Origin of the sequence: Paenibacillus sp. BSR1-1, from assembly GCF_030403775.1 — a bacterium.
GTDB lineage: Bacteria > Bacillota > Bacilli > Bacillales > Cytobacillaceae > Neobacillus.
In genome coordinates this window covers 368,769-393,673 of sequence record NZ_JAQMWQ010000002.1, presented here as the reverse complement: position 1 = coordinate 393,673, position 24,905 = coordinate 368,769, and the positions used below count along the sequence as shown (strand labels likewise).

General features: G+C 37.6%; 28 protein-coding genes. 6 read left to right on the top strand and 22 right to left on the bottom strand.

What is annotated here, in order from left to right; all coding sequences use genetic code 11:
• Positions 1-104: 104 nt before the first annotated feature.
• From PH210_RS05280 to PH210_RS05270, 3 genes are read right to left on the bottom strand one after another with little or no spacing between them, the layout of a single operon-like run.
• A complete protein-coding gene (locus PH210_RS05280) occupies positions 105-803 on the bottom strand; it encodes a DUF4386 domain-containing protein (protein WP_289983608.1) in 699 nt (232 codons plus the stop codon).
• A gap of 40 nt (positions 804-843) precedes the next feature.
• Positions 844-1,068, bottom strand: a complete 225-nt coding sequence (locus PH210_RS05275; protein WP_289983607.1) for a helix-turn-helix transcriptional regulator — start codon at positions 1,066-1,068, stop codon at positions 844-846.
• Between the two features lies 1 nt (position 1,069).
• A complete protein-coding gene (locus PH210_RS05270; RefSeq protein ID WP_289983606.1) occupies positions 1,070-1,516 on the bottom strand; it encodes a DUF2178 domain-containing protein in 447 nt (148 codons plus the stop codon).
• 237 nt (positions 1,517-1,753) lie between these two features.
• Here PH210_RS05270 and PH210_RS05265 point away from each other — a divergent pair, with 237 nt between their 5' ends.
• A complete protein-coding gene (locus PH210_RS05265; RefSeq protein ID WP_289983605.1) occupies positions 1,754-3,226 on the top strand; it encodes a flavin monoamine oxidase family protein in 1,473 nt (490 codons plus the stop codon).
• 100 nt (positions 3,227-3,326) lie between these two features.
• On the opposite strand, the gene PH210_RS05260 is transcribed toward PH210_RS05265, so the two are convergent.
• The gene (locus tag PH210_RS05260; protein WP_289983603.1) at positions 3,327-4,433 is read right to left on the bottom strand and encodes a glycosyl hydrolase family 18 protein; all 1,107 of its coding nucleotides are present in this window, start codon (positions 4,431-4,433) and stop codon (positions 3,327-3,329) included.
• 227 nt (positions 4,434-4,660) lie between these two features.
• Positions 4,661-5,071, bottom strand: coding sequence for a cupin domain-containing protein (locus PH210_RS05255; RefSeq protein ID WP_289983601.1), 411 nt, complete (start codon positions 5,069-5,071; stop codon positions 4,661-4,663).
• 234 nt (positions 5,072-5,305) lie between these two features.
• Here PH210_RS05255 and PH210_RS05250 point away from each other — a divergent pair, with 234 nt between their 5' ends.
• A complete protein-coding gene (locus PH210_RS05250; protein WP_289983600.1) occupies positions 5,306-5,851 on the top strand; it encodes a TetR/AcrR family transcriptional regulator in 546 nt (181 codons plus the stop codon).
• Here PH210_RS05250 and PH210_RS05245 read toward each other — a convergent pair.
• The 9 genes from PH210_RS05245 to PH210_RS05205 form a co-directional block, all read right to left on the bottom strand.
• Entirely contained in the window at positions 5,846-6,163 is a 318-nt protein-coding gene (locus PH210_RS05245) for an SDR family NAD(P)-dependent oxidoreductase (protein WP_483312083.1), read from the bottom strand. The two genes, PH210_RS05250 and PH210_RS05245, sit on opposite strands and share 6 nt — an antisense overlap.
• A 64-nt stretch (positions 6,164-6,227) precedes the next feature.
• Positions 6,228-7,070: a phosphoenolpyruvate hydrolase family protein gene (locus tag PH210_RS05240; protein WP_289983599.1), complete on the bottom strand. Its 843-nt coding sequence runs from the start codon at positions 7,068-7,070 to the stop codon at positions 6,228-6,230.
• Entirely contained in the window at positions 7,057-8,298 is a 1,242-nt protein-coding gene (locus PH210_RS05235; RefSeq protein WP_289983598.1) for a Tm-1-like ATP-binding domain-containing protein, read from the bottom strand. Before PH210_RS05235 ends, PH210_RS05240 begins: the two co-directional genes overlap by 14 nt.
• A complete protein-coding gene (locus PH210_RS05230; protein ID WP_289983596.1) occupies positions 8,291-9,205 on the bottom strand; it encodes a sugar phosphate isomerase/epimerase family protein in 915 nt (304 codons plus the stop codon). Before PH210_RS05230 ends, PH210_RS05235 begins: the two co-directional genes overlap by 8 nt.
• Positions 9,206-9,224: 19 nt before the next feature.
• Positions 9,225-10,310: a Gfo/Idh/MocA family protein gene (locus PH210_RS05225; RefSeq protein ID WP_289983594.1), complete on the bottom strand. Its 1,086-nt coding sequence runs from the start codon at positions 10,308-10,310 to the stop codon at positions 9,225-9,227.
• Between the two features lie 39 nt (positions 10,311-10,349).
• Positions 10,350-10,706, bottom strand: coding sequence for a cupin domain-containing protein (locus PH210_RS05220; protein WP_289983592.1), 357 nt, complete (start codon positions 10,704-10,706; stop codon positions 10,350-10,352).
• Positions 10,707-10,761: 55 nt separating this feature from the next.
• Entirely contained in the window at positions 10,762-11,598 is an 837-nt protein-coding gene (locus PH210_RS05215; protein ID WP_289983589.1) for a carbohydrate ABC transporter permease, read from the bottom strand.
• Positions 11,598-12,548 (bottom strand): carbohydrate ABC transporter permease, encoded by a 951-nt coding sequence (locus tag PH210_RS05210; protein WP_289983587.1) that lies wholly within the window; start codon positions 12,546-12,548, stop codon positions 11,598-11,600. The genes PH210_RS05215 and PH210_RS05210 overlap by 1 nt, the downstream gene beginning before the upstream one ends.
• A gap of 79 nt (positions 12,549-12,627) precedes the next feature.
• The gene (locus PH210_RS05205; protein ID WP_289983585.1) at positions 12,628-13,992 is read right to left on the bottom strand and encodes an ABC transporter substrate-binding protein; all 1,365 of its coding nucleotides are present in this window, start codon (positions 13,990-13,992) and stop codon (positions 12,628-12,630) included.
• A gap of 244 nt (positions 13,993-14,236) precedes the next feature.
• On the opposite strand from PH210_RS05205, the gene PH210_RS05200 reads away from it, so the two are divergent.
• Both PH210_RS05200 and PH210_RS05195 read left to right on the top strand, forming a co-directional pair.
• Positions 14,237-16,015: a cache domain-containing sensor histidine kinase gene (locus PH210_RS05200; RefSeq protein WP_289983583.1), complete on the top strand. Its 1,779-nt coding sequence runs from the start codon at positions 14,237-14,239 to the stop codon at positions 16,013-16,015.
• Entirely contained in the window at positions 15,990-16,724 is a 735-nt protein-coding gene (locus tag PH210_RS05195) for a response regulator transcription factor (RefSeq protein ID WP_289983582.1), read from the top strand. The genes PH210_RS05200 and PH210_RS05195 overlap by 26 nt, the downstream gene beginning before the upstream one ends.
• A 67-nt stretch (positions 16,725-16,791) precedes the next feature.
• Here the strand turns inward: PH210_RS05195 and PH210_RS05190 are convergent, their stop codons facing one another.
• The gene (locus PH210_RS05190) at positions 16,792-17,496 is read right to left on the bottom strand and encodes a YybI family spore inner coat protein (protein WP_502306724.1); all 705 of its coding nucleotides are present in this window, start codon (positions 17,494-17,496) and stop codon (positions 16,792-16,794) included.
• 382 nt (positions 17,497-17,878) lie between these two features.
• Between PH210_RS05190 and PH210_RS05185 the strand changes: the two genes are divergently transcribed.
• A complete protein-coding gene (locus tag PH210_RS05185) occupies positions 17,879-18,325 on the top strand; it encodes an acyl-CoA thioesterase (RefSeq protein ID WP_289983581.1) in 447 nt (148 codons plus the stop codon).
• Between the two features lie 80 nt (positions 18,326-18,405).
• Here the strand turns inward: PH210_RS05185 and PH210_RS05180 are convergent, their stop codons facing one another.
• The 5 genes from PH210_RS05180 to PH210_RS05160 all read right to left on the bottom strand — a co-directional run bounded on the left by PH210_RS05180 (position 18,406) and on the right by PH210_RS05160 (position 22,176).
• Complete coding sequence (locus tag PH210_RS05180) at positions 18,406-18,840, bottom strand: hypothetical protein (RefSeq protein ID WP_289983580.1); 435 nt, start codon at positions 18,838-18,840, stop codon at positions 18,406-18,408.
• Between the two features lie 129 nt (positions 18,841-18,969).
• Positions 18,970-19,353: a methylglyoxalase gene (locus PH210_RS05175; RefSeq protein WP_289983579.1), complete on the bottom strand. Its 384-nt coding sequence runs from the start codon at positions 19,351-19,353 to the stop codon at positions 18,970-18,972.
• Positions 19,354-19,574: 221 nt separating this feature from the next.
• Positions 19,575-20,027, bottom strand: coding sequence for a hypothetical protein (locus PH210_RS05170; RefSeq protein WP_289983578.1), 453 nt, complete (start codon positions 20,025-20,027; stop codon positions 19,575-19,577).
• Between the two features lie 73 nt (positions 20,028-20,100).
• Complete coding sequence (locus PH210_RS05165) at positions 20,101-20,637, bottom strand: RDD family protein (RefSeq protein ID WP_289983577.1); 537 nt, start codon at positions 20,635-20,637, stop codon at positions 20,101-20,103.
• A gap of 645 nt (positions 20,638-21,282) precedes the next feature.
• Complete coding sequence (locus PH210_RS05160) at positions 21,283-22,176, bottom strand: DMT family transporter (RefSeq protein ID WP_289983575.1); 894 nt, start codon at positions 22,174-22,176, stop codon at positions 21,283-21,285.
• Positions 22,177-22,371: 195 nt separating this feature from the next.
• On the opposite strand from PH210_RS05160, the gene PH210_RS05155 reads away from it, so the two are divergent.
• Positions 22,372-23,241, top strand: a complete 870-nt coding sequence (locus tag PH210_RS05155) for a LysR family transcriptional regulator (protein WP_289983573.1) — start codon at positions 22,372-22,374, stop codon at positions 23,239-23,241.
• Positions 23,242-23,302: 61 nt separating this feature from the next.
• On the opposite strand, the gene PH210_RS05150 is transcribed toward PH210_RS05155, so the two are convergent.
• Positions 23,303-24,301, bottom strand: a complete 999-nt coding sequence (locus PH210_RS05150) for an NADP-dependent oxidoreductase (protein WP_289983571.1) — start codon at positions 24,299-24,301, stop codon at positions 23,303-23,305.
• A gap of 41 nt (positions 24,302-24,342) precedes the next feature.
• Entirely contained in the window at positions 24,343-24,678 is a 336-nt protein-coding gene (locus PH210_RS05145; protein ID WP_289983569.1) for an ArsR/SmtB family transcription factor, read from the bottom strand.
• Positions 24,679-24,905: the final 227 nt, after the last annotated feature.

The window sequence follows — 24,905 nt, the reverse complement described above, 5'->3', positions numbered from 1 at the left end:
CACTTAAACGCTAAAACGCTTTTAAGCATTAAAGTATATTAATAAAATACAAGGAAAAATGACATCTTGTCAAATGTTTTTTTAAAATAATTTTTCATAAACACTTACTTTTTTGCAGAAAGAGAAGCAAGTGCAGCTTCATCGAATCCTTTCACCAGCAGCCATACTGCCAAAATCAATTCATTCGCTGCAACTGGCAGCGACAATATACTCCAAACAGAAATTTGTTCAATCACACCGAACATTACGAGTAATCCATAAATAAATACAAGAGTTGCTCCTGTCATGCCCAAAATAGGGATAAACCTGGGCACTAGCTTAGATTTATAAAAAATATAACTGTACATCATCGTATTGATCCCCAGCATGAATAGCGGACCCAGCATAAATGTCCATGCATGAATTGCTTTTAATACGATACCTGATGTTTGAAAGGATGCGGAATCCGTGGCTCCTGCAGCTGCAAATTCCTGACTTAAGGTCAATAGGGACAACATACTGATTACACCTACTGTAATGATAATGGCTTCAAGAAACCTGAAACAAAGATGCCAAAGAGCAATCGTTTCATTATACTTTCTTAAAATCGGAAACATGGTAGTTGCCGTACCAACGGCTGATACAACAAGTATTAGCTCCATAAGCACTCCGAGTATCACCTGGTTGGCGTGTTCGGAACCATTTACCATGTAATCAGGACCATTAAGGATTGGGTCATATAAAATAAGACCGAATATTGCCGTAACGGCAGCTAGGATAAACAGTACACCCACAATTTTTGCAGCTTTCTTAGTTGAATCCATTTTTCATCGCCCTCTCTGCATTATTTCATCCACATTCAGCTTATGGCTTTGTGTTATCCTGATAAAAGAACACTTCTTCCAAGGGTAAGTGAAAGGCGCGAGCAATGCGAAAAGCCAGTTCTAGGGATGGGGAGTACTTCCCCTTTTCGAGTGCGACGATGGTTTGTCTTGTCACGCCTACCTTGTCAGCCAGCTGCTGCTGTGTCATTTCATCATGGTTGAAACGTAATTTTCTAATGTGATTGCCGACAAGATTTTTGCCCATGTTAGACTCCTCTCCGATAGTGATAAATTTTCGTAACTGAGCCTGTCACATCTGAAAGGAATCCCGAAATAATCAAGATCATGAACATCATCTGTGATGGCTCAATAATGACCAGCGATCCCATGGCAAGGAGAAAGCCCAGGATAAACACAAAAAAAGAATTCCGGCTCGCTTTTAAGCTAATTAACTTATCCAGTTCATCTGCAAATGTAGGTTCCTTTTCTCTGGTCGTCATTCTAAAGACGATATTAAAAATAATGCCGATTATGATGTGGACGACGATTGAAACCAAAGTCAATTGGATGACGAAGAAGCCCCAATAGCGAAAGGTTTCTGCTGACTCCAGTCCGCCAACGGGATGTTGAGGGTACATGTATAACCAATATGAGATGAAAATGAGTATTACGGTGATGACTGATACGATGCTCTTTTTTTCTTGATAGGTCAAGGTATACACCTCCTGTATGGTCACTTTTACATCAGGTAAAGTATTATATGCATCATGTAAAAAAAAGTTTACATTTAGTTATGTAAAGATGACATAAAATTGGCCGGACACCACCTAATAGATGTTTGTTCCGGCCAGTCTTTCCTTCCGCACGCCCACCGACAAAAAACCTTTTAAAACATAGGCATCCTGAACAGTGAATACAATGTATTAAACTTTTTTAATAGGGGCGATGGGATGCCTAATTCCATAAATCATCAATTAACGACTCAACAAATGATTAGTATCATTAGAAATGGACTGCCAAAATCTCCATTTCCTAAGACCATTACCATTGTCGGTGCAGGATTAGCTGGACTTGTTGCCGCTTCTCTCCTGAAGGAAGCAGGGCACAAAGTCACGATTATTGAAGCAACCAATAAAGTGGGCGGACGTGCCGCGGCAATACGTTCCCCTTTTAGCAGCGGGCTTTATTTAAACATTGGCCCTATGCGGATCCCCGATACTCATCTTTTAACTTTAGAGTATATTCATCAATTCGGTTTGCCCGTTAATCAGTTTATCAATCGGACTCCAACCGATATTCTTTTTCTCAATGGAATCAAAACACGTCTTGACATTTTTGAACGAAATCCAGGTATTCTAAACTTCCCTGTTGACCGGAATGAGAGAGGCAAGAGTGCTGAGGATCTGTTAAATTTAGCGATTCAGCCCATTATCGATTTTATTAACAAAAATCCTGTAAAAAATTGGCCTCTAATCGAAAAAGAATTTAAAGATTACTCGCTAGGTACATTTTTAAGCTCCTACCATTATCAATATGGAACCACTTTTTCAACTGGTGCGGTTGATATGATTGGTTTACTTCTTGACTATGAGGCCTATATGGGGATGTCATTTCTGGAAGTTTTACGCGAATCCGCAAGCTTCAGGACGGATCGTTTCTATGAGATAACGGGTGGTATGGACTTGCTCCCTAGGGCATTTTTGCCTCAATTAAAAGATGATATATCGTTCTACCAAAGGATGACGAAAATTGTACAGCAACAAAATAGTATAACCATTCATTCCAACCATTCTCACAACTTACAACAATCCTCTATAACAAGTGATCTTGCCATCATAACCATCCCTTTTACCGTCTTACGTTTTGTTGAAGTGGAGCCCTTCCATTCTTTTTCCTATTATAAACGGAGAGCAATTCGTGAACTGAACTATATGGCTGCGACGAAAGTAGGAATCGAGTTTAAAAGCCGGTTTTGGGAAAAAGAACATCAATTTGGTGGTAAATCGATAACCGACCTGCCGATTCGTTACACGTATTACCCTAGTCAGGGGATTGGCACAAAGGGTCCTGCTGTGGTCTTGGCCAGTTATACGTGGGCGGATGAGGCTTTGACATGGAATGGTTTATCCAACGAAGACCGAATTCACTATGCTTTAAAGAACTTATCCGTCATTTTCGGGGACCAAGTGTTTTCAGAGTTTGTTTCAGGAACGTCCTTTAGCTGGGTAGATAATCCATATGCTCTTGGAGCACTAGCGACTTTTAAACCTGGTCAGGAACACGAACTTTTCCCCTATATCGCTATCCCTGAAGGCCGGGTCCACTTTGCAGGTGAGCATACCACCCTTACACACGGGTGGATGCAAGGTGCCATTGAGTCGGGAATCAGAGTTGCTAATGAAGTTAATCACTTGCCAAAATAAAGAACAACAAACTGCCTGTTTACCTTTATAAATAAAAAACTCAGTTCAGGGTGAACTGAGTTTTTTAATGAAATTCCCTTATTTTTTGATAGCCCTTCCATCACTTTTTAACTTTTATTTTCTCAGATATAGTCTTCCAGTACTTTGGATCTTCTAAGCCAAGCCGCCAAATCCCAATTCCCCGTAAGTTATATTTTTCTACAAGGTTTAGCTTAAACCGCAAACTATGGCTATTCTCAAACCAAGCCTGGTGGTTATGTTGTTTATCATCGACGTAGCTGAAATAAGGTGTTTGCGATTTGGAGTCCCATATAATTTTAGCTTTATATTTTGTTTTCAGACCCATTAACTCTTTATAAGAGCTATACTTGGCTTTGCCTGCTGTTGTATCCCAGTCCCATCCATAACCAGCGATACCCAGTAAAATTTTGGATGGTGGTACTCCATGTTTCAAAGCATAACGAATCGTGGCTTCTGTCCATTCGACCGATGCTGTTGAACCGGGTGTTGTTCTTGTGTTGTGTTCATCATATGTCATAATCATTAACCCGTCCGAATATCGGCCAAGCTTTTCGTAATCAAACCATGGTGACCAGGGATTAGCACGGGAGTCCCCTGTGTTTGCCGGGACAGAAACCGTAACTGCTTTTCCATCACGATTTAGTGCATCAGACAATTCCTTTATCAGCTGGCTAAAGGAATCTCGGTCAGTCAAATACAAATTTTCCATATCAATATTAATACCGTCATATTTAAACTGATTTATTTCATTCCGTAAGTTCTGAATGAAAACATTGCGGTCTTTATCGGTATCGAGTACCTTATTCGCTGCCTGTTTCCCCTTCTCCACGGTTTCATAAAAGAGATTATGGACAACCATATATACCTTCAGGTGTTTTTTATGAGCACTCTGAATAACCTTTTTCTTATGTTCTGCAGTAACGGAATCAATAAGACTGCCTGGACGTTTATCATCTAGTTTATACCAAAAGGGAGCAATGACGCTTAAGCTCTTGAATTGGGAGTTAACTGTAGCTTGGGATCCAGGATACGTTCCTTCCTGTTCTGTATAGAAGCCTAATACATCACGAGGAGTTTTCTCCTTATTGTTTTCTTCTTTTCTTTGTATCTGGTTACAGGATGACATTAGTAGAATTGCCAAGCTTAAAGAAATAATGGTGAGCGTCTGATAACCATTTTTCGCCATAGTACACCTTCTTCTAATTGGTATATTTCTTAAGTTGATGAGAAAAGTTGTAACTTATTCAAGAATGGAGTTTCTCCAATGGATGGAAATCCTAAACACACAAAAAACTGCCGGAAAAAATTCTGGCAGTTTTTTGTGTGTTTTTTAATTACGCTCTTTTTAACTATGTTGGTAGGGATAAAAACTAAAAAAGCTCTCTATAAAAGGGCCATTCTTATCCTCAACTATTATATTACTTTGTTATATTCCTCGTCTGATACTGGTTCCAACCATTCAGGCGTACCAGCAGTAATGGCAATGTGTTCAAACCAACTATCTTTTGCGGCACCATGCCAGTGTTTCACACCATCGTGAATGACTATCACATCGCCAGCTTTTAGGAATTGAGCAGGCTTTCCTTCTTCTTGGTACCAACCTTCGCCACCAGTTACCAATAAAATTTGAAATCCATCGCGATGAATATGCCAGTTATTTCTGCATCCAGGTTCAAAAGTTACATTCCCAACACCCACACTCACTTTAGGATCAGCAACTAATCCTTTAAGATAACTTTGTCCTACAAAAAATTGTGCATATGCTTCATTTTTCTCTCCCACAGGGAAAATAACGCCATTTTTTACTTCTTCATGTTTTGCCATTCTAATTCCTCCAATATTCTTTATTTTAACCAACTTGAACTGTCGGACGAATAATCATTTCAGTATTTGCTATATGTTTTAGTTAATCGTATATTACTGCGTTATCGCACACCTGTGTATAATATAAAAGGAATAGAGGATAACTGCAATAATCAAAATGCTGTAATTTGTGCGTTACTGCACAAATTGAGTAAATTTGTGCGATAACTTTTTAGAAGCTTGGTGATTCCTACAATGTCTAGTATGGATAGACGAGTACAAAAATCTCAAGAGTCAATAAAAAAGGCTTTTATTGAACTAATGTCTGAAAAAAGTTTTGATCATATTACGATTCAAGATATTTCCGACAGGGCAAATGTCGGTCGAAGAACCATTTATGATCATTACATGGATAAATTTGATTTACTGGATAAGCTCATTGATGAACATATTAACGAACTAAAGAAACTGTGCGTATCAGCAGCTGATATGGATTTTACCGAGGGAAATCTGATGTGGTTTGAATACTTTGAACGTAATTCCTCATTCTTTTCAACCATGTTAGCGAGTAAAGGAGCCCCTACATTTCGTAGTCACTTCCTAAAATTTGTGATCGAGGAGTTAGCGGGTGAAGTTGATGTAACCGAAGGAAAAAATCAAGGATTAAGTAAGGATATACTTCTTAAATTTTTTGGAGCAGCTATAGTAGAGATCGTAACAGCCTGGATCACCAATGGTTTATCCGAACCAACTCAAGTTGTGGCAGAACAGGTAGGGATTTTGTTGGATCGGAATCTATAGTTTACTTCCATGGAAAACCTGACTTAATGAATAATATATAAATGTAATAAGCTTTTCCATCATAGGTGTTTCAATTTGAGCAGGTAAAACGGAATTCACTCTTATATTATGTTTTCCAAAATCAACCGCTGCATTTTTAGTAAGAGTTATTATTTCTCCTTTGGATGCAGTATACGCTGCGGATGTGCTCCCACCTACTAACCCATAGACAAAAGAAATATTAATGATAGATCCGCCTCCAATTTTCAACATTTCTGGGATTACCATTTTCATACCTAAAAATACACTTATCACGAATGGAGTTTCCCCCATAATGGAAATCCTGAACGCACAAAAAAAACTGCCAGAATTTTTTCTAGCAGTTTTTAGGTAATATTTATGAATATATTTTATTAACATTGATATCCTTAAAGTTCTTAACCTGCCCTGATATAGCCAGTTCAGTCGGAAGTCTTTCAATACTAGAGGCTCCAAAGAATCCGGAAACACCCGTTGTTCTATTTAAGACATACTCTGCATCTTCAGGTTCAGAAATTGGACCGCCATGGCATAACACGATGATTTCAGGGTTGATGCTCTTACCGGCATCATGGATTCGTTGTACTAAGTCGACTGCTTCATCAATATCCATTGCCGTTTTCGCGCCAATGGCTCCTTTGGTAGTTAAACCTACATGAGCAACTAATATATCAGCGCCAGCTTTTGCCATTTTAATGGCATCCTCTTCATTAAAGACATATGGGGAGGTAACTAAACCGATCTCATGAGCTTTTTTGATCATTTCCACTTCTAGATCATATCCCATTCCTGTCTCCTCTAAATTTTCACGGAATTGGCCGTCACATAACCCTACCGTCGGGAAGTTTTGGACACCGGAAAACCCTAATTCCTTTAATTGTTTTAAGAAGTAATCCATGTTCCGAAATGGATCTGTACCGCAAACACCTGCTAATACAGGAGTATCCTTCACGACCGGCAACACTTCGTTCCCCATTTCGACAACAATCTGATTGGCATCCCCATATGGCATTAACCCTGCCAACGACCCGCGCCCGGCCATACGGTAACGACCTGAATTATAAATGATAATTAGATCAATTCCGCCCATTTCTGCGCTTTTTGCCGATAATCCGGTTCCAGCCCCGCCGCCTATTATCACTTTGTTATCTTTGATTTGTCTTTTTAAACGTGCTAATACTTCATCTCTAGAAAGCCCCATTCTTAATCACTCCAATTCTTGTATTTAGTACTTCCAATAATTGATCAGCTATTATTTGAGCCACACTTGGATGATTGATATCTTCATCCATTTCCACGAATGTTATATGTGATTCCAGGTTTTCTTTAATCCCCTTATAGAGAGACTGCCTCTCATCAATACCTTCAAATGGCTGGTCCGGTCTATCTAGTAGAGAAACTCCTCCTTTAGGGAAAACGAGGACAGTCGGGGATGTACTTTTGTTCAACTTACGAGCAATGGTTTCCCCTAATGTTAAATTCTCTTCAACCGTTGTTCTCATCAAGGTTGTGGTTGGATTATGCTGATAAAATTTCCGATCTTTAAATTTTGCCGGCACTGTCTCAGGAGGACCGAAATTCACCATATCTAACGCACCCACTGAAACCACTTGGGGAATTCCTTGTGCCCCGGCAGCCTCTAAACGGTTTTCACTCGAGCAAAAAATTCCGCCCACAAGCCCATCTGCCAGTTCTGTCGTCGTGATATCCACCACTCCTTGAATAAAGCCGTCATTTATTAAGTTCTCCATCGCATCACCTCCAGCACCAGTTGCATGGAAGACAAGAACATCAAACCCGTTCTTTTCTAAAATCTCTCTCGTTTGATTTACACACGGTGTGGTTACTCCAAACATCGTGGCCGCAATCATTGGCTTTTCCTCATTTACTTCAGAAATGGAATTCCCTTTTACCATTCCGCAAAGGGCATTTGCTGCATTCCGAAGAATTTTGGCAGATAAACTGTTGATTCCTGCAATATCCACTATCGAATACATCATCATAATGTCTTTCTCGCCAACATATGGACGGGTATTTCCTGATGCTACAGTGGAAACGATCAATTTCGGAACGCCCACAGGAACACTTCTCATTGCGGCTGCACCGACGGTTGTGCCAGCCGTTCCTCCCATTCCAAAAACAGCTGCAACTTGATCCTCTTCTACTAATCTCTTTACAATCGAGGCCGCTCCATTTGTCATTACGGCAACTGCATAGCCACGGTCATTTTTTTCCCTAAGTTCATGAATGGTTGATCCACCTGCTATGGCAACCTCTTCATTCACGATGTCACCAGGAGTGGAAGATTCATAGATACCTGTATTGATTAGAAGTGTTTCCATTCCTGATTCTACGATCAATTCTTTCACATACAGAAACTCTTTTTCCTTTGTATCTAAAGAACCAACAAGAACAATCCTTTTACTCATAAGCGCCCTCCTTTTTCAAAATGTTTTCAAAAAACTCCTTCGTCTTACGAACAACCTCCACTTCACCTAGTTTGTCTTGCTGGTAAAATGACGGATAATGAGTATCAATTGTTAAAATAGCTTGTGGGTCATGTTCAGAGAGCGCCTTCATGATTGGTTCGTGATCAAACTCATCCTTTCCAGCAATCGCGAAATTGCCAAACAATCCAAACGGATTATCCTTCGTGATGGAATTCGATAACCGGGAAGCTCCTTTAAGATGGGTTTGATAAACCGCACCTTTAATGCATTCATATTTTTCTAAAGTCGGATATTCACCTGCCCTCCAGCCATTGACGATATCCCAATTGATTTTGAGATTTGGATGATTTGTATATTTAACAAGGATCCCCAATTCCTCACAATTGCTCGTTAACGTAGGCGGCTCGTTTTCAACCAATAGAATTTTCCCTCTCTCTTTTGCGTGTTCTGCATGCCTTAGCATCATTTCCGCATTAAACTTATACTGTTTCTCTTTTTCATCCTCTTGCAATAGATTAAAGTCCTCTTGTCGGTATAAGGAATAGATTCTAATATATTGAGCAGAGAAAATATCTGCCAGATCGAATAGTCGATTCAAGACAGTGCTCATTTGTTTATGATGGTTTTCATCATCATTGCGATAGGATGGAGTTCCGGAGAATGTACAAGGATTTACCGCCCAAGAGCTTAAACTGCTTACTTTAAGATTGTTCTCTTTCACTAACAAGCTTAAATACCTAGCTTTATCTAATGTGATGTTATCAATAGTAGATCCGTTTAATTTCCCTCTTAAATCAATATTTTCAAATCCAAGTTCTTTTGTATGATGAAGTGCTTCCTCGAATGACTCACACCCTAACATATCAGTGAAGATACTAAGTTTCATTTTTTTGTCCTCCCCAAAGTTATTCAATCGTAATCCATTTACCGGAACGGTTATTTTTATATGCATCAAAGATTTTTGTTAAATGAAGCGAATCTCTTAAAGTTGCGCGTTCAATTTTTCTACCATTTAATACCGCATTTGCGAAGTGATTTACGCTTTGGACCATGCCTTGTAGGAAAAGATTTTTATTGTAAATTTGTCCTAAAGAAAATTCTGGTTCCCAATGGACTGGACCATCTGCAGGGTCATCACCAATATAAGATGGGGCTTTCCCATACTCCCCGCTTCCTTTTAATCCCTTATAGTAGGACAGCCTCATCCCGTTATCGATTACAATATTCTGTTTATTCCCAATTACCTCAAATCTTTCTAATGGACTTGTATCTGCTTGAGTAGAGGGTAATTGTAAATTTCCAACAGCACCTGACTTAAAAGTGAGCAGGGTTTGGACGTTTCCGCTTGGCTGGTGTTCAATAAAGCACATTTCCTTTACCTCACCCATCAGGTAATGAATACCAGACATAGGATGACAAATATCTAAAAACCAGTGTAAACCTGTTCGTTCCCCAAGCTCCTCCTGGAATGGGGACAAAGTGAGCGGGTATCTTCCAGATACGGAGACAGGTTCCCCAAACGCTTCACTTTCAAGAATTTTTTTCGCTCTTTCAAACGATGGATAAAAATAGCGCTTATTAGAAACAAGGACGAATTGACCCGTCTTTTCTTCCAGTTCTATCAGCTCTTCTGCTTCTCTTGCTGTATAGGCTACAGGCTTTTCGATCCAGGCAGGCAGCCCAGCCTTCAGGATATCTGGAACGATTTTCGGGTATAGCGGGTGGCCGTTTTTATCAAAATTTAATACGACAAAGACAGCATCTAAATCTTCTTTTTTAATCATTTCCTTATAATCTGTATAGGTTTTTTCCGCACCAAATCTTTTTTTGTAAATATCTGCACGCTCTTGATTTAAATCACAAACCGCTACTAAGTCGATCGGAGCATAATCAAAGGTCGGATACACATTCCTAAATGCATGTGCTCCGCATCCAATAAATCCCACTCTTATTTTTCGTGTATACTCATAATTGAATTTCACTGGTTCCATCTTCATTCCCCTTTTCATTCTGCTATTTTAAAAAATCGTTTACTCCCCAATCGTTTTCCTGTCTGGCGCTGAATAGGCAATAATCATTTTACAAGGTTCCCAGCTGGTAACCGTTGCATTGTGCGGGACATTGCGCGGGATACGCAGCATCATTCCCGGTTTAAGATGGTACGTTTCTTCACCCAATGTGTGGTCACACTCACCAGATAAGACGAAGATCAGCTCTTCGCAATTTGGATGAACATGCCGGGGATTGGATTCCCCTGCCTTAATGTAAACCATGCCGAATGTCATTTCACACTCGGGATCGATTTCTTCCCCGCAAAGCCACTGAATTGCCCCCCAATCCATTGGTAGTACATGTTTTTCGGAATTCAAATCTGTAATCGTTGCCATTTTAACCTCTCCTTATAGTCGTAATTTCATAAAATCTATTAAAGTAAGAAAAGACTTACTTATTAGCCCCGTCCGTCATCCCTTCTACGAATGACCTTTGAAAGAGGATATAAACGATAATGCTTGGAATCATGCTAATGACAGTTCCGCCAAAAATTAAACCAAAATTTGTTGTTTGTTCACCCTGAAAAGAATATAAACCTAGTGAAATCGTAAATTTTTCTGGGTTTACCAATAAAACTAAAGGGAGTAAGAAGTCATTCCAGATATTCATAAAGGTGAAGATCAGCAGAGCTACTAAACCAGGTTTTGCAAGGGGAAGGATGACAGACCAAAAGGTTCGCCATTCCCCTGCACCATCCATGGCAGCTGATTCCCTCAGCTCTTTTGGTATATCGCGGAATGTATTTCTCATAAGGAAAATGGAAAAAGGCAGTGCCAATCCTGATGAAACCAAGGTAACACCAGTAAGAGTATTGACTAGTCCCATCGTCTTTAATTGAAAGAAGATCGGGATAATAATTGCCTGGATTGGCAATGACATCCCTAATAAAAACATGTAAAAGAGTAGGTTGCTTCCCTTAAAGGATAATTGTGCAAACGCATATCCTGCAGGACACGCAACAAGGGCCACAATCAGCATTCCACCAACCGTGATAAGTGCGCTATTTAAAAAATATTGTTTAAAGTTTCCTAGATTCCATGCATTGATATAGTTATCAAAATTCCATGACTTCGGCAGTGAAAATGGTGAATTGAAAATCTCCATATTGGTTTTAAAACTGGCAATTACCGCGTAAAAGATCGGTGCCGTGATAAAGATAAGAAGCAGCAGCAAGACCGTCCACAGAGCAATTTGTGAAGTCTTCCATCTCTTGACAAGAGATTCCATTAATTTTCACTCCTTTCACGGTAATAGTTAAAAGCAATCGTAAAAACAATGACGATGATTCCCAAAACGACACTTCCTGCAGTAGCGTAGCTTACCTTATTCATGCTAAAGGCAGCCTTATAGACATAAGTGGAAACGAGCTCACTCATATAAAATGGACCACCTTGCGTCATAATCCAAATCAAAGCAAATCCCTTCAGCGAATTAATAATGACCATACTAATCACAACATTCAGAGTATTCCGTAAACTTGGAACAGTAATACTCCAAAATTTCCGGATCGGGCCCGCTCCATCAAGGTCGGCTGCCTCATATAATTCATGATTAATATTTTGCAAACCGGCTAAGAATAAAATCATGTAGAGTCCATAAAAGGCCCAGGTACTCGCTATTACTAGTGCTGGGATGACATAGAATGGTTCCCCCAGCCAGTTTTTCGCTAGGTTCTCTAATCCAATTGATTTTAAAAATACATTTATTGGCCCCATCATCGGGTCATAAATTTTCGACCACAACACACCAACTACAGCTAATGAGAGAACACTTGGAAGGTAGAATCCTGCTCGAAAAAACGTTTTTCCTTTTTTTACTCGGCTAATCAATACTGCCAGTACTAGAGTCGGAATGACCATTAATATCAAACTTAAGACAACCCATAACAAATTATGGCTAAGAGCTTTCAAGAATATCTTGTCATCGGCGAGCTTGATATAATTTTCAAACCCTACAAAATTCATGGAAGGGGCTGCGCCGTCCCAATCAAAAAAGCTATAACGGACCGCATCGAACATTGGAATGAGCATAAAAATTGAATATAGGATTAAGGCCGGAAGCAGAAATGATAGAATGGTTATCAACTTTTTAAGCTTTAATTTGTTTTTCCCCTTTACCAATGAGAGATTTTTCTTGAGGTCCATTTCTAAAGAGGATGTAGAATCGTTTAGGTTCAATGCGTTTCCCCTCCTTTACTATAAGAGGCTTAAACTATTCAAGTCTCAATCCCAATCTAAGCCTCTAATTTATAATTCCTTATTTCTTATTTAACTTAAATCCTTCCGCGCGGTCTTTCTCAGCAGCCGCTTCAATATTATCCATCGCTTCTTTTGGTTTCGTTAATCCGCCCACCAAACCTTGTAAATTTTGATAGTACGCTTCCTTTGCTTCTACTCCCATAAAGACACTAGGATTGTAGCCTGAACCATTCTCAATATTTTTCATAGATGTTTTTAACACTTCACCTGCTGGCTCAATGCCAATCGAAGCTTTTGATGCAGGAACAAAATTGTAATCAGGTAAGTTTAAAACAATTTGGCTATAGTCTTTAGAAACGATAAAATTAAACCATTTTTCAGCTAGATCGACATCTTTTGCTTTGGTTGGAATAACCCAAGTTAACCCGATGCCTCCAACTGGTTTGGCGGTTTTGCCTTCTATGAAGGAAGGCATCATGACCGAATTCACGCTGGATTGTAATTTTTGATCCACAAGGTCAGTAATTAAATAGGTTCCCTCAGCCTCCATTGCCGCTTTTTTACTTAAAAATCTAAACTTTGAATCTGCCTGTGTTTGCGTTACGGACTCTTTGGTGATATATCCTTTTTTCACCCAATCAGCCATCATTTCCGCTACTTTCACAATCTCTGGATCATTCCATTTACCATTCCCATACAGAAGTTCTTCTACTTTTTCAGTTCCTGCAGCAGACTCTAACATAACCCCAAATAGCCAACCAATCGCATATCCATTGCGGGCACCCACAGTTATTGGTGCGACTCCCTTATCCTTCAACGTTTGAAGCGCTTTCAAAAATTCGTCTTTTGTAGTTGGAACCTTGATGCCATGCTGTTCAAAAACATCTTTATTATAGAAAAATCCAATTGCATCTACCATATGAGGCAATTCATAGATATTTTTCTCTCCTGAGATAAGATCATAAGCAAATGGACGCAACTGATCCTTCCAATTGTTTTTTTCATACAATTTATTTAATGGTTGAATTAAATTCACATTAGATAATACTGAAACTCTTCCAGGGCCGGCATTCATGAGAATCGCATCTGGCGGCTCAACTCCTGATTGTAAGAGGGTTGGCAGCTTGCCCGATTCTACCTGAACATCTCCATTAGCTACATTTACATTTACGCCAGGATTCAGTTCTTTAAATTTCTCCACTACCTTGGCCCATTGTTGTTTTTCTACATCGTTGTAATAATTAGGGATATATAGGTTCAGTGTTTTACCATGATCACCTGTTGCACTCTCACTCTTGCTTCCATTATTTTTACTAGTTTCCTTATCATTAGAACTAGCTGTTGGGGACTGACAACCCACCATCAAACTTAAAAGCATCACGATTGTTAGTGCTAAAGAAAATAAACGACGATAATCTCTCATTTTCATGCCCCTCCCTGATTCTTTAACAATGGTATTTTTAGTAGGAAACGACTAGGTATCTTAAAAAATAATTTACTTTTTATCCTCCCTTCGATTATTCTTAAAATATTAAATTTACAACTTACTGATAATTATAAATTTTAAATATAATATAACAACGGGATAAACCGTTGAAAAAAGGAGACATTTCGTGGGTAACTTGAAAAGCATGATCTAGATATAAAACAAGGGGGTTCTTTCAAAAATGCAATTTGCAAACTCAATCTTCTTCAAACTCCTTTTATCATTTGTACTTATTTCAGTGATACCCCTATCATTTGTGGGATGGATTACCTATGATAAATATTCGCGTAATCTCTATGAAAAATTAGAGTACCATGCAAATTACATATTAAGTCAGAAAATGAAGTCTCTTAACACATTTTTGTTCGATTTAGAAAGAATGCAATCTGGAATGAGAAGTAGTAATGTTTTCTCGCAATTTTTAGCAAACAATGATCCCACCATGCACCCTGATTACTATCTAAAACTTGATAACTTAATGGAAAGCATTCAAACAATCCGCCCGGAAACAGTCGGAATTACTATTATTAGTAATAATGGGTTTGTGTATAATTATGGGTATTCTCTCAATATGAAGTTTACAAAGGATCATTTTAATACACTGCCATGGTTGAAAGAGATTGAAAAAAATAACTTAAACCCGCTTATTACCAATCTCCATACTCGAGAGTATTCAAACCTAGATAAGAATCAAAAGGTCTACTCCTATGTACAAAAAGTTTGGGATAAAAAACTTAGAAGCTTTGGTTATATTGTGATCGATTTTAAACCAGAATTGCTTCAAAACATATTAAATAGTGAGTTGGATACCGCTATCTCTTCAGGAACATTTATTTATGACCGTCATGGTTTCGTACTATCACCAAAAGCATCAACGCATATATCGTTTGATTCCATTCAAAAACAAAAATCCGGGTTCGTCCTACAAAAAGCACATGATAAAAACTACCTCATTTTCAAGCAATTCAACCCTACCACTAAATGGTATGTGTCAGAATATTTTGAAGTAGGTGAATTTTATAAGCCCGTCAATGAAGTTAAATTCATTGCTTGGATCATCACTATTACCAGTGTCATCATTTGTATATTAGCAGCTATGTTTATCTCTCACAGAATATCCCAACCAATTAGGAGATTGCAGCAAGCGATGAAGAATGTAAAAAGTGGTGACCTCGACCAAACCTTTCATGTTAAATCAAAGGATGAAATAGGAGAACTTGGAAGAGGATTTAATGAAATGATCGTCCAGATCAAAAAGCTGATCCAATCTGTATCAAAAGAAGAGAAATTAAAAAAAGCAGCGGAAATCACGGCACTCCAGCTCCAAATTAATCCTCATTTCCTATACAATACGCTTGAATCCATTAACTCATTGGCGCGGATTAAAAAGGAGCATGAAATCAGCCACTTAATCGTATTATTAGGACGATTATTACGATTAAGCATAAGTTCTTTTGAGGAAAAAATCCCTATTCACCAAGAGATTATGTACATAGAAAGTTATCTTGAAATACAAAAAGTCAGGATGAGGGATCCTCTTGACTATACCATCACTCTTGAAGATGGTATTAAAAATTGTCTCACAACAAAATTAATCCTCCAGCCAATTGTGGAAAATGCCATTATTCATGGAATCGACCCTTTACGGACTTTTGGCAGGATAAAAATTGAGGGGAAGTTTTTAGATGAAATGATCATTTTCACCATTGCTGATAATGGAAAGGGAATACATCCAGAACAGCTGGAACAAATTCGTGAGCGTCTGAAAAATAACTCAGAGGAGCTATCGAAGTATAAAAAGAAAATAGGACTATACAATGTGCAAACAAGGATTCGTTCACATTACGGAGAAAATTTTGGAATCAGTATAGATAGTAAAGTCAACAAGGGCACGACAGTCACCATTAAATTTCCAATCGAGGTGTGTGATTTCAATGAAAAAAATGTTGATTGTGGATGATGATTGGCTAATTTCGAGCAGTCTGATGTCAATGGATGAATGGCAAGAGAGGAATATTGATGTGGTAGGAACTGCTGAGAGTGGAAAAGAAGCTTTACATTGGATGGAAAACGAAAAAATAGACTTCATCCTTACTGATATTCGTATGCCGAATATGGATGGCATTGAATTAACCAAACATATTTATGAACATTCCCCAGGTACCCATGTAATTGTAATGAGTGGTTATGAAGAGTTTACCTATGCCCATAGTGCGCTAAAATATAATGCAAAAGGTTATATCTTAAAACCTATCGATACAAATGAGCTATTTGAATTGATTGATAGAATTCAAAAGGAATCCGTCATTCCAAAGGCTAAATCTATGAGTTACGATAAATCTGCTTCCTATCATGAAAGACTCGTGTTAAGCGCAAAATCTTACATCCATGCTAATTATATGAATCCCATAACCTTAAAAGATGTATCTAAGCGTGTTCACTTAACCGAACATTATTTTGGACAAATTTTTAAATCCATTACCAGCGAATCCTTCATTCAATTTTTAACTCGTGTACGAATGGAAAGAGCATGCCAATTGCTTAAAAAACCAAACCTTAAATATTACGAAATAAGTCAGCAAGTCGGCTACAATGACCCCAAATACTTTACAAAAATGTTTCAAAAACAATATGGATTAACCCCAAAGGAATATAGAAAACAATTTTGAATCCCATGAAATACATTTAGAAAATATTCACCAAAATAGGACATCTCATTTGGATGTCCTATTTTGGTTATAACTCCCCGCCAAACGTTGCCACAGTCTGCCTTTCAGGAGCAAACACCTGCCCGTTCCATTTCAACACGGTTTGCACATCTCCCAGACTATCAGCATTGTACCTGCCAGCTATCCTTTGATGCGCTGCCAGCTCATAAATTCCATCCCGGTTTATATCAACGGGATATAAACCTGACAAAGGATTAACCCAGCCATTAATGGGGGCCTTCAAAATACCTTGTGGATTATAAATTTCCGATAGGTATTCCTTCCCCTTGTAAGTAAGGTCAAGAATATACTTTTGTTTGAGATAATAACTGGTCACCTTTGCTTTGTATTGATTTTCATAAGTCACATCATACTTATAGGATTCATTGAATGTATCCGAATCAAAGATCTGCTTTATTTGACCGTTAATAGAGGAAAAAATATACGCGTAAATAGCACCGCCGCTTCCTCCGGTATCAATGACTACTAAAATATCATCGCCATTTTTACCTGTAAAATCACCAAGAAAAAGAGTAGGATTGTATCCAGAGTTATTCTTAAAAGTGGTGTATTCATATTTATGGGTTCTGCCATTTTGGACCACCAACTTGATATCTTTCCAAAATGGACTATCAGGGGTTTTTTTCGCAGTTAGAAAAACATTATCCTTTATCCCGTCTCCATCGATATCGCCCCTCTTTACCGTTAAGACTTCGGGACTGCTGGTGCGCATTTTTCTTAGATCAGCAGATTGCAGACCAGCCCGTATTTCTAGAAGTTTGTGTCTTGAAGGATACGGATTTGGAAAGGACAAAGCAATATCAATCGTTTGCAGTGCTTCATTTAATAATCCGGCTCTTAACTGCGTATTTGCCAAACAATACCAATAAAAAGGATGATTCGCTTCACGTATTTTTGTGTAATAATGATGGAGTTCTTTATTGAAATCATTGGTGCCCAACTACATCCCCACCTATCAAATTAGTATACACTTAGATTTATATGTGGGATTTTGAGTAGCATTCCATTGTCCATTTAACCACGAGAATCGCCCTCTAACATTCTATGGTATAATAGGAAAAAACCACAATCAGTGAGAAAAGGACCTTATATTTATGAAAAAATCATGCAATGAATCTAGAACTATTCAAACCGACGGAGTCCTGCCAAACGACACAAACCCACACCAGACTCTCTTCGGTGGCGCCCTGATGAGCCGAATTGACCGCGTTGCTGGTATTGCCGCTGTCAAACACTGCGGAAAACCCGTTGTGACCGCAAGTACCGATTCGGTCGATTTCTTGCACCCGATCACCCTTCAAGATGCAGTCACATTAGAAGCGTTTGTCACATGGACCGGGAACACCTCGATGGAAGTGTTTGTAAAGATAACAGCAGACAACTACTTTACTAGGGAAAGCCGGGTTGCGGCGACTTCGTTTTTAACCTTTGTATCGTTAGATGAAAAGGGGCAGCCGACCCCAGTGCCTGCTGTATATCCCGAAACAGAGGAAGAGCTCTATTTGTTTAATACCGGAAAAGAACGTTTCATTACTAGATAGCTCCGAAGAGAAGAAAGCAAGCATCTAGCACAAACATTTGGCGGAAAATAAAAAAGCAATTTAACGGGTTCGGTCATATCTTATTTACTAGTTCGTATTAACTTTCGTGTTTTGACATCAAATATTTTATAACTAATTTCAAACATATGGTCTTTTGTAACTGTCACTTCACAAAAATAAGGGATGGACTTTCCATATGCATCAAGTGCAGGAATATCTCTGAAGGAATATATTTCATCTGTATTGAGCATTTTAAAGTCCGCTTCAGGAGAACGGCCTGATGAATCTATTTCGATCACACATGTCCCACTGATGACATCATATTTCTTTAGGACGACATATTTTAGGCTTGGGAGAGTAATCGCTAAAAGTAAAACACCAAAACATAAAATTCCAAGACATTTACCTACATTTAATAATCGAAAGTCTTTAGTCCCATACATCACAATTAAAGCAATTACTGCACCTATTACAAATAAGGATCCAAGTATGAGTATTAAATAATAAACGACCAAAGTATCACTTCCTCTAACGTTTACCCTTAAAATTGTATAACCCTGTCCTAATATAGGACAGGGTTAACATAAAGTTGTTTTTTTCATGCTGATAAAAACACTTTATGGGATAACTTTTTCGTCAAAACGTTACTTCTGCATAATCTGAATAAGGTTGCCGCATGTATCATCGAAAACCGCTATTGTGATTTCGCCCATTTTTGTCGGCTCCATTGTAAACTTCACGCCTTTTTCCAATAGGCGTTCGTACTCTTTACGAATATCTGCAACGCCAAACATTGTTGCAGGGATGCCGTCGGCAAATATTTTGTTTTGATATTCTTTGGCGGCTGGATGGTTATTCGGTTCGAGCAAAAGCTCGGTACCTTCTTGGTCCTCCGGAGAAACAAGCGATATCCACCTAAATTCGCCTAAGGGAATGTCATGCTTTTTTACAAAGCCAAGGTTTTCCGAATAAAACTTTAATGCTTTGTCTTGATCTTGTACAAATAAACTGGTAACAATGATTTTCATATATTTTTGCCTCCTTTAAGATTTGCTATGTATAGTAGTCTGATAACAATCTGGATGCAAGCAAAACAACCCACAGAATTGTTAAAAGTTGAATTTATCATAACACTTTCATCAGCATTTCGAAATCAAGTTTTCAATATCCTTCCCCCATTTGTTCAATAAGAAAAAGAAGCCGAATACTTACAACTTCTTGTCAGACCCACACGGTAGTTTAATAAGAACTATTTTACTTCTAAAACAAATGCATAAAAAGCATCGCCATGAGAAAGGTTCTTTTCCTTTTCATCCATCCACCATACACCATAAGAATAATAATAAACCCCTTTTTGTATAGGAACGGAAAAACTATTATCTTTAACCAAAACTTCATTTTCAATACTTTCACTAATCTGTGAAACGTGGAATTCATTTGGTTTTGGTTCATAGTCCATTATAAAAGATATTCGCTCACCAGGATTTACTTTAATAGGTTCTTTCCCCTTTAATAAATCAACTGGTCCCGCCGTATCAACACAGGTACCTTTCCAACAATAAGTGCCAAGTTTTGTTTCATACTTTACATTACCAATTTTTATATAGACTTCTGGAGGCTTTTCTCCTGACATTCCCTCTTTTGAACAACCCATTATGGTAAGACCGAAAAGAAATAGTAATATAAAAAGACTTTTGTTCATAAACAATCCCCTTTAATCCTTCTTTTCAAAAAGATCTTCTCTATTAATTTTAAAATAAAAACTCTATGATTCTTTATTCATTGTACCTAACAACAGTTTGAGCGAGAATGTCATAAACAGTCTGTTTATTTTTGTTCATTAAGGGGCTTACCAAATTGATAAATACAAGTCCGTATACCGTTAACAATAATATATTAATCAAATAATCAGGGAAATTAGAAGGTATGACAATGTGCCAAATCGTAAAATGCGACAACTCCCAAGGGGCAAATTTAATCGCAGAACGGACAAGCGAACGTCTCAGACCGATTGATCGACCATCTACACCCATGACCACTATCCCCATTTTTCGTTTTCCCCATGTCGCATGCGATTTCCTGCCTTCACTTATGGAAAAATAAAGATAAACAGGCAGTGTAATCAATAGGAATCCGGTGATTTCCGCTGACATGGAATTTGCTGTGAACAATGGAATCAGCAGCGGTCTCGCAAAAAAAGATAGTACGAAAAGCAGCAAGAGGTAACCCAAGATCATAACGTAGTCCCATAAAAAAGCAACGATTCGTGTTCCAAGTGATACGTTTTTTAATTTTTCATTTCGGCTCTCCATTGAATCCCCCCATCTTCATATTCCTAGACAGTAGTTTCATTTAAGACTATTGGGATATAAAGGATAATATGCAACTATTGAGCTAATTAAAAGAATGCGATCTTTTTAGGATATTTATGGATTTATACCTTATAATAGAATTAGGTATATAATTACAGTAAGAGGTGAATATCAATATTGGAAATATACAAAATACTTTTGGATTAAACAATTTCAAAACGATGAAAGAAACATCAAAAGCTGTTGAATTTAAAAATATTGTGAAGGATAAAGTAATTTATTTTTTTCCAAATAAAGAGATTACTATTGTTTTAAATCCAAAAAATGTTGAAGAGAATAAAGAACTAAGAGAGACCATACAGGTAATGGACCGATTTGCTATGGGTATGCTTATAAATTCCAATCAACTGATGAATTAGATGTTTTTTTACATAAGTTAAATAATAAATAACACCACGTTTTTGGAGGTTGCCTAAGACGATCACGTGGCTCCATCTCTCATGGCTTTGTAATTTTTCAAAATTAAACCTTATAGTTAAGCAATAAATCATTCATATCTTTCCAATGATATACCTCTCTTCTACTCTTTCAATTCCAATATCTTTGGTTCGTTAAGTGGTTATTTATTTTTGTCTTAAACTATCACTATTTCGATAAAATTTTTGTGCTATGTTTGGATAATCTAATAGATTTGGTTTCACTAACAAATGTAGACCCCAACAGGAGTACACCACCCAGCATTTGAATACAAGTCATTTGTTCTTGCAGGATAATTGCAGATATCAATATAGCTACAAATGGATCCACATAACTTAGCATAGCAATACTCTGTCCCTTTAATCCTTCCATACCAGAGAAAAATAACCAAAAACCGATCCCTGTATTGATAATCCCTAAAATTAAAATAAAAGGAATGGAAGAGCTTGATACTTCAAAGATACCAAAGCCGGAAGTCAAGAAAACATATGGCATTAGAAGTAAAGTGGTTGTTCCAAGCTGAATGATGGTCAGCTCTAACTTTACCATATTTTTAATAAATTTATTTAGTAGCAATAACGCAGCATAAAATGCAGCTGCGATTAATCCAAAGGAAAGTCCAAGAAGATCGTCTGTGCTGGATGCTCTCACGCCTTCACCTACAATCATTACCATCCCTATGATCGCTACACCAATACACAAAATTTTCTTGATGGATAATGGTTCCCGAAGTATAAAGGGAGAAAGAATCATCACAAATACAGGTGCAAAGTAATAACCTAGCGTTGCATTGGCAATTGTCGTATGGTCATACGATTGATAAAGAAAAATCCAATTTCCTCCCAATGCAATACCTGAAAGAATCAAAAATAAAGCATTAGATTTAATTAAACTCCATGATAATTTTTTCTTAATCACGAAGAATATTAACAGTAAAAATAAGAATCCTATGAAACTGCTTAGTATAGCTCTTTCGCTCGAAGATAGATCAATTTTTCGAACAACTAAACCAATTGTACCGAAAATAATCATTGATAAGATAAACTGAATTTTAGATTTCATCATCTACTCCTACGAATCTGCGAAACAGTTTTAATTCGCAGATTCTAATATCACTCACAAAAAACATCGTTTTGCACCTTTTCCTTTCCTAACTTGAATAATTATTAGTAAAAATATATCATAATCACATACATTACAAAAACGAATGTTTATCATGATAGGTATGACAAAATCAGATAGGATGAGGAAAGAGATATGAATATCCAAAAATATATGGCATTTGTCAAAGCAGTAGAATTGGGTAGTTTTACAAAAGCTGCCGAAATTTTGGACTATTCACAGTCTGGGATTAGCCGAATGATTAACGATTTAGAAAAGGAATGGGGGATTTTCCTTTTTGAAAGAGGACCTGCCGGTATCAATTTAACCTCGGATGGTTTAAAGTTACTGCCCCAATTAAAGCGAATTTGCAATGAGCATGAAATCTTAATGAAGCAGATTGAAGAATTAAATAATATGGAATCTGGGATGATTCGTATTGGGACATTTTCCAGCGTAGCATCTCACTGGCTCCCTAACATTATTAAAATTTTTAAGAAAGATTACCCAATGATAGATTTTGAATTTCTGCTTGGTGATTATACAGAAATTGAGAGTTGGATCCTAAATGGGCGTGTTGACTTTGGATTTTTGCGGCTTCCGACAAAAGCAGAACTTGAAACAATCTTTTTGGAACAAGACCGTTTGCTGGTAGTGATTCCCCCAAATCATCCTCTTGCTAATTGCGAAAAGTTTCCCATCAACGGCTTACAGAACAGTCCGTTTATGCTGTTGGAAAAGGGGGCAAAAGCAGAAATCTCAGAAATTTTTGAGAGGCACCATATTACACCACAAGTTAATTTTACAACATGGGATGACTATGCCATTATGTCTATGGTGGAAAACGGGCTAGGAATCAGTATATTACCAGAATTGATATTACAGCGTATTCCACACAAAATTATAACGAAAGAGCTTGAAGTTCCTGCTTTTAGAAATATTGGTGTTGCTATGAGAGAACAAAGATCACTTTCACTTGCGTCCAAGAGATTTTTAGAATATTTATCATATAGAAAAAGGGAGTGAAATAGTAAGGATAAAATTAAAAAATAGGAAAATATAACATAACTTTAGATGCGTTTGATAACTATCTGATTTTTAAAATAATTTTCCCTTTAGCCCTTCCCGACTGTGCATATTCCATCGCCTTTTGAGCATCTTTAAAAGGAAAAACTCTATCAATTACAGGTTTGATTTTACCTGACTCTATAAACTCTGCAATAATACGTAATTGATCTCCACTTGGCTTCATAAACAAAAACGTATATTGAACATTATGCTTTTTTTCAAGTGCTGTAAGTTTACTACTTGCTGCTGAGAACAAAAGTGTTTTAAAAAATCCTGAACCATATTCTTTGGCAAAACGAGCATTCGGTAAACCAGAAACGGAAACAATCTTTCCTCCGTCTTTTAAAACATCAAATGATTTCTCGAGTATCTTGCCCCCAAGTGTATCAAATACCGCATCATAATTTTTCAGTCTATCTTCAAATTTTTCTGACTTGTAATTAATAATTTCATCTGCACCAAGAGATTTTACTAAATTCGTACCAGCTTCACTTGCAGTTGTTGCAACAGTGGCACCCATTAATTTTGCCAGTTGAATAGCAAAGGTACCGACACCACCAGCCCCAGCTTGTATCAAAATCTTCTGTCCTTTTTGTAATTGCAGGATGTCATGTAACGCTTGATAAGTAGTTAATCCAACCAGTGGGATCGATGCAGCTTCCTCAAAGCTCAAATTTTTAGGTTTTAAGGCGATGTCATTTTCATGAATGGAGATATATTCCGCAAACGTACCGATTTTACTCTTACGTGGACGTGCATATATTTCATCTTCAACTTTAAAACGAGTTACTTTTGCGCCAACCTTTACCACGACTCCAGAAAAGTCATTCCCAAGGATAAGAGGCATTCTGTATTTAACTAACAATTTCACTTTCCCGTCGCGGATTTTAAAATCAACAGGATTAATACTAGCTGCATGAATTTCTGCGAGTACCTCATATTCACCCAATTCAGGTGTGGGCATTTCTGCTAAACGCATAGGGACTTCCCCATACCGATCTATAACCATTGCTTTCATTGCGTATTCCTCCTAATAACTTATGTTTTAATCTCATCATCTCAATAAAAGTTCTCCATTAACTTTTCAATATCCAACACAAGCGTTTTTAATAAACCTAATTTTGTACGTACATTTATATAGTAGTAGTTTTTTGTACCTTCTTTCCGCATTAAAATAACACCGGCATCTCTCAATATCTTAAGATGATGTGACACAGCAGGTCGAGAAAGATGTGTTTGTTCAGTAATTTCACCTACACGTAATCCTGTTTGACAATCCGTTCCCATTAAAACCATTAAGATCGATTGACGTGTTTCATCACCAATCGCCAATAGTACCCTATGACAATTAATAAAATCCTCTTTGATAATATTTAGTTGGTCATGCTTATTCATGCAATAAAATACCTCCAATGATCAGTTGAATCGTTTAAGTTGACGAACCATATGATCGAAACCAACTATATACTATGGTTGGATTCGGTGCAATATTGAGAAAGAAAATCGAGACGAATCACTTCTTAGAATTGGTAAAAAATTGCTTTTTTAAAGCAACAGTTTTCTGACCAATATCGATTACTTTACGACCTACTCAAAAAAAAAAAAACGACCTATATGGTCGA

Bases quoted from the DNA above. Each gene is read 5' to 3' on its own strand.
- PH210_RS05220 (WP_289983592.1), bottom strand. From the start codon at position 10,706: ATGGCAACGATTACAGATTTGAATTCCGAAAAACATGTACTACCAATG.
- PH210_RS05170 (WP_289983578.1), bottom strand. From the start codon at position 20,027: ATGAACAAAAGTCTTTTTATATTACTATTTCTTTTCGGTCTTACCATA.
- PH210_RS05255 (WP_289983601.1), bottom strand. From the start codon at position 5,071: ATGGCAAAACATGAAGAAGTAAAAAATGGCGTTATTTTCCCTGTGGGA.
- PH210_RS05165 (WP_289983577.1), bottom strand. From the start codon at position 20,637: ATGGAGAGCCGAAATGAAAAATTAAAAAACGTATCACTTGGAACACGA.
- PH210_RS05240 (WP_289983599.1), bottom strand. From the start codon at position 7,070: ATGGGGCTTTCTAGAGATGAAGTATTAGCACGTTTAAAAAGACAAATC.
- PH210_RS05145 (WP_289983569.1), bottom strand. From the start codon at position 24,678: ATGAATAAGCATGACCAACTAAATATTATCAAAGAGGATTTTATTAAT.
- PH210_RS05250 (WP_289983600.1), top strand. From the start codon at position 5,306: ATGTCTAGTATGGATAGACGAGTACAAAAATCTCAAGAGTCAATAAAA.
- PH210_RS05200 (WP_289983583.1), top strand. From the start codon at position 14,237: ATGCAATTTGCAAACTCAATCTTCTTCAAACTCCTTTTATCATTTGTA.
- PH210_RS05150 (WP_289983571.1), bottom strand. From the start codon at position 24,301: ATGAAAGCAATGGTTATAGATCGGTATGGGGAAGTCCCTATGCGTTTA.
- PH210_RS05190 (WP_502306724.1), bottom strand. From the start codon at position 17,496: ATGCGCACCAGCAGTCCCGAAGTCTTAACGGTAAAGAGGGGCGATATC.
- PH210_RS05185 (WP_289983581.1), top strand. From the start codon at position 17,879: ATGAAAAAATCATGCAATGAATCTAGAACTATTCAAACCGACGGAGTC.
- PH210_RS05235 (WP_289983598.1), bottom strand. From the start codon at position 8,298: ATGAGTAAAAGGATTGTTCTTGTTGGTTCTTTAGATACAAAGGAAAAA.
- PH210_RS05195 (WP_289983582.1), top strand. From the start codon at position 15,990: ATGAAAAAAATGTTGATTGTGGATGATGATTGGCTAATTTCGAGCAGT.
- PH210_RS05175 (WP_289983579.1), bottom strand. From the start codon at position 19,353: ATGAAAATCATTGTTACCAGTTTATTTGTACAAGATCAAGACAAAGCA.
- PH210_RS05215 (WP_289983589.1), bottom strand. From the start codon at position 11,598: ATGGAATCTCTTGTCAAGAGATGGAAGACTTCACAAATTGCTCTGTGG.
- PH210_RS05275 (WP_289983607.1), bottom strand. From the start codon at position 1,068: ATGGGCAAAAATCTTGTCGGCAATCACATTAGAAAATTACGTTTCAAC.
- PH210_RS05260 (WP_289983603.1), bottom strand. From the start codon at position 4,433: ATGGCGAAAAATGGTTATCAGACGCTCACCATTATTTCTTTAAGCTTG.
- PH210_RS05225 (WP_289983594.1), bottom strand. From the start codon at position 10,310: ATGGAACCAGTGAAATTCAATTATGAGTATACACGAAAAATAAGAGTG.
- PH210_RS05205 (WP_289983585.1), bottom strand. From the start codon at position 13,992: ATGAGAGATTATCGTCGTTTATTTTCTTTAGCACTAACAATCGTGATG.
- PH210_RS05160 (WP_289983575.1), bottom strand. From the start codon at position 22,176: ATGAAATCTAAAATTCAGTTTATCTTATCAATGATTATTTTCGGTACA.
- PH210_RS05155 (WP_289983573.1), top strand. From the start codon at position 22,372: ATGAATATCCAAAAATATATGGCATTTGTCAAAGCAGTAGAATTGGGT.
- PH210_RS05280 (WP_289983608.1), bottom strand. From the start codon at position 803: ATGGATTCAACTAAGAAAGCTGCAAAAATTGTGGGTGTACTGTTTATC.
- PH210_RS05265 (WP_289983605.1), top strand. From the start codon at position 1,754: ATGCCTAATTCCATAAATCATCAATTAACGACTCAACAAATGATTAGT.
- PH210_RS05245 (WP_483312083.1), bottom strand. From the start codon at position 6,163: ATGGGGGAAACTCCATTCGTGATAAGTGTATTTTTAGGTATGAAAATG.
- PH210_RS05230 (WP_289983596.1), bottom strand. From the start codon at position 9,205: ATGAAACTTAGTATCTTCACTGATATGTTAGGGTGTGAGTCATTCGAG.